General features: G+C 65.3%; 8 protein-coding genes. 6 read left to right on the plus strand and 2 right to left on the minus strand.

Annotated features, from left to right (window positions below):
* Positions 1-6: 6 nt before the first annotated feature.
* The 4 genes from SBP02_RS10740 (at position 7) to SBP02_RS10755 (ending at position 6,418) form a co-directional block, all read left to right on the plus strand.
* Positions 7-423, plus strand: a complete 417-nt coding sequence (locus SBP02_RS10740; protein WP_318641452.1) for a universal stress protein — start codon at positions 7-9, stop codon at positions 421-423.
* A gap of 262 nt (positions 424-685) precedes the next feature.
* Entirely contained in the window at positions 686-4,402 is a 3,717-nt protein-coding gene (metH, locus tag SBP02_RS10745) for a methionine synthase (RefSeq protein ID WP_318641454.1), read from the plus strand.
* A 197-nt stretch (positions 4,403-4,599) separates the two neighbouring features.
* Positions 4,600-4,965, plus strand: coding sequence for a RidA family protein (locus tag SBP02_RS10750; protein WP_318641456.1), 366 nt, complete (start codon positions 4,600-4,602; stop codon positions 4,963-4,965).
* A gap of 124 nt (positions 4,966-5,089) precedes the next feature.
* Complete coding sequence (locus tag SBP02_RS10755) at positions 5,090-6,418, plus strand: diguanylate cyclase domain-containing protein (protein WP_318641457.1); 1,329 nt, start codon at positions 5,090-5,092, stop codon at positions 6,416-6,418.
* A gap of 24 nt (positions 6,419-6,442) precedes the next feature.
* Here SBP02_RS10755 and SBP02_RS10760 read toward each other — a convergent pair whose 3' ends face one another.
* Positions 6,443-6,745, minus strand: coding sequence for a DUF1883 domain-containing protein (locus SBP02_RS10760; protein WP_318641458.1), 303 nt, complete (start codon positions 6,743-6,745; stop codon positions 6,443-6,445).
* 157 nt (positions 6,746-6,902) lie between these two features.
* Here SBP02_RS10760 and SBP02_RS10765 point away from each other — a divergent pair, with 157 nt between their 5' ends.
* A complete protein-coding gene (locus SBP02_RS10765) occupies positions 6,903-7,937 on the plus strand; it encodes an RNA methyltransferase (protein ID WP_318641460.1) in 1,035 nt (344 codons plus the stop codon).
* Between the two features lie 47 nt (positions 7,938-7,984).
* Here the strand turns inward: SBP02_RS10765 and SBP02_RS10770 are convergent, their stop codons facing one another.
* Positions 7,985-11,227: a DUF1631 family protein gene (locus SBP02_RS10770; protein WP_318641462.1), complete on the minus strand. Its 3,243-nt coding sequence runs from the start codon at positions 11,225-11,227 to the stop codon at positions 7,985-7,987.
* Positions 11,228-11,418: 191 nt separating this feature from the next.
* On the opposite strand from SBP02_RS10770, the gene SBP02_RS10775 reads away from it, so the two are divergent.
* On the plus strand, positions 11,419-11,886 hold the full coding sequence (locus SBP02_RS10775) for an OsmC family protein (protein ID WP_318641464.1): 468 nt from the start codon (positions 11,419-11,421) through the stop codon (positions 11,884-11,886).
* Positions 11,887-11,907 lie beyond the last annotated feature (21 nt).

The raw sequence follows: 11,907 nt of genomic DNA on the forward strand, positions 1-11,907 counted from the left end.
CTCCGGATGTACCGCCAAATCATGATTCCCGTCGACCTGGCCCATGTCGAGCGCCTGGAAAAAGCCCTGAAGACCGGCGCCGACCTGGCCAAGGTCTATGGCGCTCCGATCTGCTATGTCGGTGTGTCGAGCAACACGCCCAGCGCGGTGGCCCACAACCCGACCGAGTTCACCGCCAAGATGGAGGCCTTCGCCAAGGCCCAGGCCGAGAAATACGGCCTGAGCACAGTCAGTAGCGCGGCCTATATCAGCCATGACCCGGCCGTGGACCTGGACAAGACCCTGTTGAAGGCGGCCAAGGAGCAGGGTGCCGACCTGGTGGTCATGGCTTCCCACGTGCCCGGCCTGGTCGAGCACCTGTTCGCCTCGAACGCCGGGTATTTCGCCTCCTACTCCGACGCTTCCGTGCTGGTAGTGCGCTGAGACGATTGCTGCGAGCACCCAGGCCGCTCAGCAACGCTCGCGGCCCAGGGCGCCGACAGCGGCCGACGCGGCTCGCGAATCTCGCAAGGAGCCCCCCCCAAGGACGCCCCCGTTCGGTACACGCGCACCGATCAACCGGGGGGCGCAGGCGCACTGCCCAACATGAGCATCATTCATGCAAACGGGGCGACTGATCCAAAAGTGCACAGCTTTGCTATGATCGCCGACCCATAGTTTCCGCTTTGCTCAGGTAGTACCGTCCATGTCTTCGTCCGATCGCAGCGCCCGCCTCCAAGCACTCCAGCAAGCCCTCAAGGAGCGCATCCTGATCCTCGATGGCGGCATGGGCACCATGATCCAGAGCTACAAGCTGGAGGAGGAGGACTACCGCGGCGCGCGCTTCGCCGACTGGCCGCAGGACGTCAAGGGCAACAACGACCTGCTGATTTTGAGCCGTCCGGACGTCATCGGCGCCATCGAGAAGGCCTACCTGGACGCCGGCGCCGACATCCTCGAGACCAACACCTTCAACGCCACCCAGATATCCCAGGCCGACTACGGCATGGAGGAGCTGGTCTACGAGCTGAACGTCGAGGGCGCGCGCCTGGCCCGTCAGGTCGCCGACGCCAAGAGCGCCGAGACCCCGGATCGCCCGCGCTTCGTCGCCGGCGTGCTCGGTCCCACCAGCCGCACCTGCTCCATCTCCCCGGACGTCAACGACCCCGGCTACCGCAACGTCACCTTCGACGAGCTGGTGGACAACTACACCGAGGCCACCCGCGGCCTGATCGAGGGCGGCGCCGACCTGATCCTGATCGAGACCATCTTCGACACTCTCAACGCCAAGGCGGCGATCTTCGCCGTGCAGCAGGTGTTCGAGGAAGACGGCGTCGAGCTGCCGATCATGATCTCCGGCACCATCACCGATGCCTCCGGCCGCACCCTGTCCGGGCAGACCACCGAGGCGTTCTGGAACTCGGTGCGCCATGCCAAGCCGATCTCCGTGGGCCTGAACTGCGCCCTGGGGGCCAAGGAGCTGCGCCCCTACCTGGAGGAGCTGTCGACCAAGGCCGAGACCCATGTCTCCGCCCACCCCAACGCCGGCCTGCCCAACGCCTTCGGCGAGTACGACGAGACTCCGGCGGAAATGGCCGCGGTGGTCGAGGAATTCGCCGCCTCGGGCTTCCTCAACATCATCGGTGGCTGCTGCGGCACCACCCCGGCGCATATCCAGGCGATTGCCGAGGCGGTGGCCAAGTACCCGCCGCGCGCCCTGCCGGACATCCCCAAGGCCTGCCGCCTGTCGGGCCTGGAGCCCTTCACCATCGATCGCAACTCGCTGTTCGTCAACGTCGGCGAGCGCACCAACATCACCGGCAGCGCCAAGTTCGCCCGGCTGATCCGCGAGGAGAACTACAGCGAAGCCTTGGAGGTCGCCCTGCAGCAGGTGGAAGCCGGCGCCCAGGTAATCGACATCAACATGGACGAGGGCATGCTCGACTCCAAGGCGGCGATGGTGAAGTTCCTCAACCTGATCGCCGGCGAGCCGGACATCTCCCGCGTGCCGATCATGATCGACTCCTCCAAGTGGGAGGTGATCGAGGCGGGCCTCAAATGCATCCAGGGCAAGGGCATCGTCAACTCGATCTCCATGAAGGAAGGCGTCGAGCAGTTCAAACACCACGCCAAGCTGTGCAAGCGCTACGGCGCCGCCGTGGTGGTGATGGCCTTCGACGAAGCCGGCCAGGCCGACACCCAGGCGCGCAAGGAAGAGATCTGCCAGCGCAGCTACGACATCCTGGTCAACGAAGTCGGCTTCCCGCCGGAAGACATCATCTTCGACCCGAACATCTTCGCCGTGGCCACCGGCATCGAGGAACACAACAACTACGCGGTCGACTTCATCGAGGCCTGCGCCTATATCCGCGACAACCTGCCCTATGCCCTGAGTTCGGGCGGGGTGTCCAACGTGTCCTTCTCGTTCCGCGGCAACAACCCGGTGCGCGAGGCGATCCACTCGGTCTTCCTCTACTACGCAATCCAGAACGGCCTGACCATGGGCATCGTCAATGCCGGCCAGCTGGAGATCTACGACGAGATTCCCAAGCAGCTGCGCGACGCGGTGGAAGACGTGGTGCTCAACCGCCACCCCGGCGCCACCGAGGCGCTGCTGGCCATTGCCGACCAGTACAAGGGCGACGGCAGCGTCAAGGAAGTGGAGAACGAGGAATGGCGTAGCCTGCCGGTCAACCAGCGCCTGGAGCACGCCCTGGTCAAGGGCATCACCGCCTTCATCGTCGAGGACACCGAGGAGTGCCGTCAGCAGTGTGCGCGCCCCATCGAGGTGATCGAGGGCCCGCTGATGAGCGGCATGAACATCGTCGGCGACCTGTTCGGCTCGGGCAAGATGTTCCTGCCCCAGGTGGTCAAGTCGGCGCGGGTGATGAAGCAGGCGGTGGCCCACCTGATCCCCTTCATCGAGGCGGAAAAGGGCGACAAACCCGAGGCCAAGGGCAAGATCCTCATGGCCACGGTCAAGGGCGACGTGCACGACATCGGCAAGAACATCGTCGGCGTGGTGCTGGGCTGCAACGGCTACGACATCGTCGACCTCGGCGTGATGGTGCCGGCGGAGAAGATCCTTCAGGTGGCCAAGGAGGAGAAGTGCGACATCATCGGCCTGTCCGGGCTGATCACCCCCTCGCTCGACGAGATGGTCCACGTCGCCCGCGAGATGCAGCGCCAGGGCTTTTCCCTGCCGCTGATGATCGGCGGCGCCACCACCTCCAAGGCCCACACCGCGGTGAAGATCGAGCCCAAGTACCAGAACGATGCGGTGGTCTACGTCACCGACGCCTCCCGCGCCGTCGGCGTGGCCACCCAGTTGCTGTCCAAGGAGCTGAAGGCCGGCTTCGTCGAGAAGACCCGCGCCGACTACGTCGAGGTGCGCGAGCGCACCGCCGGCCGCAGCGCCCGCACCGAGCGCCTGCCCTATGCCAAGGCCGTGGAGAACAAGCCGAAGTTCGACTGGGCCGGCTATCAGCCGCCGGTGCCCTCCTTCACCGGGGTCAAGCTGCTGGACGACATCGACCTGGCGACCCTGGCCGAGTACATCGACTGGACGCCCTTCTTCATCGCCTGGGACCTGGCCGGCAAGTACCCGCGCATCCTCACCGACGAGGTGGTCGGCGAGGCGGCCACCGCCCTGTTCGAAGACGCCCAGGCCATGCTCAGGAAGCTGATCGACGAGAAGCTGATCAAGGCCCGCGCGCTGTTCGGCTTCTGGCCGGCCAACCAGGTCAACGACGACGACCTGGAGCTCTACGGCGACGATGGCCAGCCCCTGGCCACCCTGCACCACCTGCGCCAGCAGACCATCAAGCCGGACGGCAAGCCCAACCTGTCGCTGGCCGACTTCGTCGCGCCGAAGGACAGCGGCGTTCGCGACTATGTGGGCGGCTTCATCACCACCGCCGGCATCGGCGCCGAGGAAGTGGCCAAGGCCTACCAGGAGGCGGGCGACGACTACAACTCGATCATGGTCAAGGCCCTCGCCGACCGCCTGGCCGAGGCCTGCGCCGAGTGGCTGCACGCCGAGGTGCGCAAGCACTGGTGGGGCTACCAGCCGGACGAGCAGCTGGACAACGAGGCGCTGATCAAGGAGCAGTACGTCGGCATCCGCCCGGCCCCCGGCTACCCCGCCTGTCCGGATCACACCGAGAAGGGCACCCTGTTCGAGCTGCTCGACCCGACTGCCGAGGAAGGCAAACCGGGCCGCAGCGGCGTGTTCCTCACCGACCACTACGCCATGTTCCCCGCCGCGGCCGTCAGCGGCTGGTACTTCGCCCACCCCCAGGCGCAGTACTTCGCGGTCGGCAAGGTGGACAAGGATCAGGTGCAGAGCTACACGGCGCGCAAGGGCCAGGAGCTGGCCGTCAGCGAACGCTGGCTGGCGCCGAATCTGGGCTACGACTACTGAAGCCGATCCTCGAACAGCCACAAGGCCCGCCCATGCGGGCCTTGTGGTTTCAGGTCCGGAAGCCTTTCAATACCCTCGCCGCCTGCCCAGTGACATTTCGTTATATTCGGGCCCGCACCATTAGAATCTGGCTCAGGGCCGATACGGGCCCATGAGAAAATTAACGACCCACTCATCTGATTTCGAGGACAACGTCCATGCAGATCCATCGCATCAACCCCACCAAACGCTGGTCCGACATCACCGTTTTCAACGGTATCGCGCACTTTGTCGAGATTGCCGACACCGACCCTAAAGCCGACATCAAAGGCCAGGTCGCGCAGATTTTCGCCCAGGCCGAACAGTCGCTGGCGAAGATCGACAGCGACAAGACGCGCATCCTCTCCACGACTATCTATCTCACCGACTTCGCCAACCTGGCGGCGCTCAACGAACTCTGGGACGCCTGGTTCGAGGAAGGCACGGCGCCAAGCCGCGCCTGCGTCAAGGCGGAGCTGGCCAACCCGGATTACCTGGTCGAAATGACCTTCGTCGCCGCCGCCGGCGCTGGCTTCGTCGAGTAACCGGCCCCGGCCGCACTTGCCGCCCTATGCCGCTTGGACCAGGGCCTCGGGCCAAATCACTAGCCAGCGGCCAGTATTGCCAGGGCATAATGCGGCCAACCCCACAGACGACACCCGTTAGGCCATGCCTCTGACTCTTCTCACCAGCGCCGGCGTCCTCTTGCTCCTGGCGCTCCTGGTCGTACTGCGTCGTCGTGAGCGCCACACCCGCGAACAACTGGCCCAGTACCGGGCGCTGGCCGAACGGCTGCCCGAGGGTGTGTTGCAGGTGGCACGCGACGGCCGGATCAGCCGCCACAACCCGGCGGCCGCACGATTGCTGGGGCGTGGCAAAGCGGCACTGGTCGGTAAACACCTGGCGGACTGCCTGCCGCAGCTGAGCGGAATGGCCGCGTACACGCCGCAGCGCTGCAGCCTGAACGACGGCGGCGCCAGTAACCACCCGGCACTGGAAGCCCTGCGTATCGGCCCGAGCGATACCGACACCGGCATCCTGCTTATCCAGCCGGCCACCAAGACCGGCAGGTCAACGGAGGACGCCGAGCGCTTCAAGCGCAGCCAGTACTTCGCCCGCATCGGCACCTGGGACTGGCGCATCGACAGCGACGAGCTCTACTGGTCGGACGCCATCTACGGCATGTTCGGCTACCAAGTGGGCCAGGTGACGCCCTCTTACCAACTGTTCTGCGCCAGCGTACACCCGGATGACCAGGCACAGGTCCGCACCGGCGAGCTGCGCTGCATCGCAACCGGCGAGAACCACGACGAGGAATACCGGGTCGTCTGGCCCGACGGCACCCAGCGCTGGTTGCGCGAAACCGGCAATGTGGTCAAGGACGCCGAGGGCCGCGCCGTGCGCATGATGGGCGTGGTACGCGATATCACCGAAGAAAAAGCCTGGACCCGTGAGCTGCACCAGCTGGCCCACCATGATCCGCTCACCGGATTGCCCAACCGCCTGGTGTTCGAGGCGCACCTGGCCAAGTCGCTGGAGCGGGCGCGGCGCAATACCACGCGCGTGGCGCTGGTGTTCATCGACCTCAACGGTTTCAAGGCGATCAATGACCAGTACGGCCATGCCGTCGGGGATCGGGTGCTGGTCGTCACCGGCACGCGCCTGAACCGCACGCTACGCGAGTCCGACACCCTGGCGAGAATCGGCGGCGACGAGTTCGTCGCCATCCTGGAGGACTTCTCGGCGAGCCGGCCCCTGGAGGACGAGGCCCGGGTTGTCGCCGAGAAAATCCTCACGGCCCTGAGTAAACCCATCCAGATCGGCAACACAGCGCACCACACCGGCGCCAGCCTGGGCATCGCGGTGTTTCCAGAGCATGCGCCAAACATGGACAGGCTGATCCATACCGCCGATATGGCGATGTACGAAGCCAAGCGCAGTGGCAACAATCAGTACCGCCTCGGCGGCGACCCGAGCCCTCAGCCGCAGACAAGCTGAGCCGGCAGGTCTTCGGCCGCCCGCTTATCTCAAGCGCGAATCCGAGCGGCGGATGATCTTGATCGAATGTTTCAGCGTCGGTTTACGGGTGACGCTGATCGCCTTGCGGGTCACGGTGTCGATGGTGATATTCCAGAATCCGCTACTGGGCACGGTGATCTTGGCCGGGAACTTGTCGAATGCACCGCCGTGATAGGTGTGGCGACCGCCGTTCTTGAAGCTGCGAAAGTTCGCGTCATTCATCAGACGGATATTGCAGGTCTGCGAGCACTCGATGACGACGATATCGTCCTCGTTCAGGTGTTCGCGCTGGTGTATGAACTTCATCTACGGCTCCACTAGGCTTTGGCAGTCAAATCAAGCCGCTAGTATGAGCCAGGGGCTGGTCGCCTGGCCATTTGCGCAAGGGTCGGCCGTATTCCGAAGCGCTTGCCGATACACCGCGCTACGCGTCGGCGCGCCTCGGTGATAGGATTCGCGCCCCATGCATATCCAAGACTTTCAGCAACGCCTCGCCGAGCTCGGCGCCAAGCCTCAGCACAGCGGGCGGATCACCCGTGCCTGGTTGCAGGGCAAGCCACTGGACAGCGGCACCCGCAACCAACCCAGCGAGAACTTCCTGCCGCTCAGCGTGCGCGAGGCCTTGCCCCAGTTGAGCGAGGCACTGGACGGCCTCGTGCGCCTGCGCTCCGAGCATCCGGGCGCCGACGGTTCGGCGCGCTTGCTGGTGGAGCTGGGCGACGGGCAGATGGTCGAGAGCGTACTGCTGCCGCGCGACGGCCTGTGCGTCTCCAGCCAGGTCGGCTGCGCGGTCGGCTGCGTGTTCTGCATGACCGGCAAGAGCGGCCTGTTGCGCCAGCTCAGCAGCGCCGAGATCGTCGCCCAGGTAGCGCTGGCCCGACGCTTTCGCGCGGTGAAGAAAGTCGTGTTCATGGGCATGGGCGAGCCGGCCCACAACCTCGACAACGTGCTCGAGGCCATCGACCTGCTGGGCACCGAGGGCGGCATCGGCCACAAGAACCTGGTGTTCTCCACCGTAGGCGACCCGCGGGTATTCGAGCGCTTGCCGCAACAACGAATCAAGCCGGCGCTGGCGCTGTCGCTGCACACCACCGATGCCGAACTGCGCCAGCAGCTGCTGCCCCGCGCACCGCGCATCGACCCCGAGGAGCTGATGGAATTGGGTGAGGCCTACGCCCGCGCCGTCGACTACCCGATTCAGTACCAGTGGACCCTGCTCAAGGGCATCAACGACAGTCAGGAGGAGATGGACGGCATCCTGCGCCTGTTCAAGGGCAAGTTCGCGGTGCTCAACCTGATCCCCTACAACAGCCTGGAAGGCGACGCCTACGCGCGGCCGGACGGCGACCGTATCGTGCAGATGGTGCGCTACCTGCACAGTCGCGGCGTGTTGACCAAGGTGCGCAACTCGGCGGGCCAGGACATCGACGGCGGCTGCGGCCAATTGCGAGCCCGGGCCGCGGCCCTGATCAAGCCCCGCCCAGTGCGCGCTCGTTGAACAGAACGGGCTGCGCGCCCAGCGCCTGAGATGCCCCGCCCGATCGTTCAACAGGGATCGAGCAGTGCCTCCTCAGCCTGCAACCAGTCGCCCAGCGGCCTGGGTTTCTGCACGCCGAAGCCCTGTACATAGTCCACCCCCATCTCCGCCAGTCGGGCGCGTATCGACGGGGTCTCCACATACTCGGCGACGGTACGGCGCCCCAGCGCATGGGCGATCTCGTTGATCGAGCGGACCATCGCCAGGTCGCTCGGCGAATGTTCGATTTCCTTGACGAAACTGCCGTCGATCTTCACGTAGTCCACCGGCAGGCGCTTGAGGTAGTCGAAGGAGGAGAAGCCGACGCCGAAATCGTCGATCGAGAAGCTGCAGCCGGCGCATTGCAGGTGACGCACCAGATCGGCGGTCTTGGCCAGATTGGCCACGGCAGCGGTTTCGGTCAGCTCGAAACAGATACGCCGCGGGTCGACGGCATAACGTTCGAAGAGACTCTCGATAAAGCCGAGCAGGCGGTCGTCGTTGAGGCTGCTGCCGGACAGGTTGATCGACAGGCCCGAACAACGCTGCCAGAGCTGCGGATGTCGCTCCAGCTCACTGAAGATCCGCCTGAGCACCCAGCGGTCGACCTTGGTCATGCGGTGATAGCGCTCCGCCGCGGCGATGAAGTCCTGCAGCGGCAGTTCGTTCTGCATCACCAGCAGCAGTTCGTAATGCGGCTGCTCGGGCGAGTCGGATGCCGTGGGGGCGATCTGCTGCACGCGCAGGGAAAGATCCTCGCGCTCGACTATGTCGTCGACCCGAGCGGCGATGGCCAGCAGTCCGATACGGCCGTCATCGGCCACCTCGCTGAAGCGCTGCACACGGTTGCGCCCCGCCTCCTTGGCGTCATTGCAGGCGCTCTGCAAGTCGAAGAACAGGTTGGCGACATCATGCCGCTGGGCCGCCTCGACCACGCCAATGCTCAGGGTCAGGCCGTGCCGATGGCCATTCCACTCGAACCCCTCGGCCTCGATCGCCGCCCTCAGATCCTCGGCCAATTCGGCGGCGCGGGCCTCTGCACAGGCCGGCAGGACCACGGCGAACTCCACACCGCCGACCCGGGCCATGCAGCTGGCCGTCGGCAACCACATCTGCAGGCGATTGGCGACTTGCCGCAGGCAGGCGTCTCCCGCCACCGGCCCGGCATGACCGTTGATCAAGCTGAACTGGTCGATATGGGCCATCAAGAAGGACGGCGTGTCGCCGGCCGAGAGGCTCTGCGCCAGCGCGCCCTCGAAGCTGCGCCGATTAGGCAGGCCGGTGAGTTCGTCATGACTACGGGCGTGGGCTATCTCGCGGTAGAGCCTGCCGACCATGTCCTGCAGCGTGCGCTGGACCAGGCCCTCGCCCTCGCCGCCTGCGCCATCGACCACCAAGGCGCCTTCGGCCAGCTTGCCAGCCAGCTCGGCCACTCCGAAACTGCCCGCCTCCTGCCCCTGATCATCGACCAGGACATAGTGGTCCATCTGTGGGTTGCGCCAGATCAACTGCAAGGGCTGGCCATCTTCAGTCAACAGCCAGTCGCCCTGCTGCAGCGCTTCCAGACGCTCGCGCCAGCGGTGCAACTGCGCGGGCACTGGCGGGGCCGCTGGCGGCAGGGGCGGCCCCTCGACCAGTTCTACCGGACTCATGCCGAGCAGCTGCTCGCGCAGCTCCGCCAGCACCGATGCCTGCTGAAAATGCCCCGCCCCAAACTCGTCCATGCGCCGACGCAGGATCTGCAACAGGTGATCGACCTCATCCACCCGGGCAGCCCGATCAGTCTCGGCCAGGCCCTCCGATGCCTCCTGCAGGCGCTTTACCAGCAGGCTGGTGAGGGCCACGTCGGCCCGCCAGGAAAGCTTCTCATCATCCGAGCGAATCAACTCGTTGACCAACAGATCACGCCATCCGCTATCCAGCCACTGCGCCAGCAGCTTCGGCACCCGCTCACCGCAGATTGCGGCCATGGCCAGCGCCACCTCGCGCTGGGCGCTCTCCAGAATGTCGTGACCGCGGTGCAACTGCATGACCCGCTGAGCACTACGCTGGTAACCACGCCGCTGGATGCTCAGCAACTCATCGAGTTCCGCATCGAAGCGTGTGAATACCTCGGCGTCGCCCTGGTACTCGTCGAGAATGCGCTCGACCAGATCCTCCACCCCGGCTTCCAGCGTCTTGTTCGGCGGCTCGGTGTAGTCGCACAGCCGCAACAGGCGATCGAGAGTGGCGCGTACCGGATGGGCGCTGTCGGCAATGGCTGCAGGTTCGCGCAGCGTGGCTTCGAGCACCGGGAGCAACAGGCGCTGGAGCAAAGGCCGCAGAGTCGGCGCCAACCCAGCCTCTTGGCCAAACGCCTCGAACACCTCGCTGACCAGGTGGGCGTCCTCGTATTGACGCGGCGTCAATTGGCAGCCTTGCTGCTGCAGTTGCTCAAGCAGCTGCTGGGCGCCCCAACCACTGGCCGGTGCCTGCTGCCGCTGCAATGCGGCCAGGGCCTCACTGAGCGGCACGTCTCCGGCGTCCTGGGCCGGCCCAGGGGACGGGGATAAGGGCGCTTCCGTCCGGCGCATACGGCGAATCGCCTGGCACACCGCGTCGGCACTATCCGGCTGGCGGACCTGCGGTTCACAGTGGCTGCGCATCAACACCTCGGGTTGCGGCAGGGGCTCCACCCGTTGCATCTCGAACTGCGCCGCCAAGGCCTGCAAATAGGGCCGCAGGGCTTCAGGCAGCGCCCGTTCGACTTCGCCCTGAAACAGGCTACGGATCAATACGGGACGCTCGCGCATGGCCAGTCCGTCCTGTAGCCGGCGCAGGAGGAATTCGAGCGAGAGCGGATTATCGGCGTCCGGCAAATAGCGTCCGGCCAGGCGACTCAGGCAGGCACAGACGCGCCACTCGAACACCCCCAAAGCCTCGCGCAGGCCCCGCACCAGATTGCGTGCCAGGAGCATGTCTTCTACTTCACGATCATCCACCAAGCTCCATTCGCTGACGCTCTGCTGCTCGGCCGGCGCCTCCGCGCCAGCGGTACCCAGGTGCTGGCAAATCGCGATACAGCAGGAGTCGATGACCCGCTCGCCATGCTTCTTGCAGAACTGCTGGAATTCGTAGAGGGCCTGGGCATCTTGATTGGAGCCTGCCCTCAGGAACTGCTCGGACAAGGCCGAGTCGAGCCCCCTGAATAGCTCATGCAATGCCGCGGGCAGCGCACTGCGCACAACCGAACCGAGCGCTTCGTCGAGCCTGTGGAGAGCCGAGTTGGGCATCGAGCACACGCCTCCTGCATGTCATGGCATTCCCGTTGAGACTATAGCTGCATCCAGAGGCCCGACAGAACCCACCACAGCGCTGACGACGTCAGCAGGCAAGCGACACGCCGCAATCCGTCGACTATGTGGCTGGCAAATTCTGCTGTGCCGGTAATAATGCTCCGAGCAACTTTCTATGGGTACAGGGAATGGCCGAACACACTGCGAACATCGTCTGGGAGCGCGGCGAGCAAGACTTTCTCGCCAACCGCTACAGCCGGGCCCACCGCTGGCGCTTCGACGGCGGCGTGGAAGTACCGGCCTCCTCCTCGCCCCATGTCGTGCCACTGCCCTGGTCAGATGCCCAGGGGGTCGACCCGGAGGAAGCCTTCGTCGCCTCCCTGTCCAGCTGCCATATGTTGTGGTTCCTGTCACTCGCAGCCAAGCAGGGGTTTCGGGTCGATAGCTACGCTGACCACGCCCTGGGCGTGATGGCCAGAAATGCCGAGGGCCGACTGGCCATGACCGAGGTCCTGTTGCGCCCGCGCGTGATCTTCGGCGGGGAGCCGCAGCCGAACCCCGAACAACTGACGGCCCTTCACGAAGAGGCCCACGAGGAATGCTTTATCGCCAACTCGGTGAAAAGCCGAGTGCGTTGCGAGCCGGTGTTAGGGTAACGCCCGGGGTCTGACGACGCC

The organism is Pseudomonas benzenivorans, assembly GCF_033547155.1.
GTDB classification, from domain to species: Bacteria; Pseudomonadota; Gammaproteobacteria; order Pseudomonadales; family Pseudomonadaceae; genus Aquipseudomonas; species Aquipseudomonas benzenivorans_B.

What these genes read in the sequence shown, in the direction of transcription:
- SBP02_RS10765 (WP_318641460.1), top strand. Translation starts at nt 6,903, where the DNA reads ATGCATATCCAAGACTTTCAGCAACGCCTCGCCGAGCTCGGCGCCAAG.
- metH (WP_318641454.1), top strand. Translation starts at nt 686, where the DNA reads ATGTCTTCGTCCGATCGCAGCGCCCGCCTCCAAGCACTCCAGCAAGCC.
- SBP02_RS10740 (WP_318641452.1), top strand. Translation starts at nt 7, where the DNA reads ATGTACCGCCAAATCATGATTCCCGTCGACCTGGCCCATGTCGAGCGC.
- SBP02_RS10770 (WP_318641462.1), bottom strand. Translation starts at nt 11,227, where the DNA reads ATGCCCAACTCGGCTCTCCACAGGCTCGACGAAGCGCTCGGTTCGGTT.
- SBP02_RS10775 (WP_318641464.1), top strand. Translation starts at nt 11,419, where the DNA reads ATGGCCGAACACACTGCGAACATCGTCTGGGAGCGCGGCGAGCAAGAC.
- SBP02_RS10760 (WP_318641458.1), bottom strand. Translation starts at nt 6,745, where the DNA reads ATGAAGTTCATACACCAGCGCGAACACCTGAACGAGGACGATATCGTC.
- SBP02_RS10755 (WP_318641457.1), top strand. Translation starts at nt 5,090, where the DNA reads ATGCCTCTGACTCTTCTCACCAGCGCCGGCGTCCTCTTGCTCCTGGCG.
- SBP02_RS10750 (WP_318641456.1), top strand. Translation starts at nt 4,600, where the DNA reads ATGCAGATCCATCGCATCAACCCCACCAAACGCTGGTCCGACATCACC.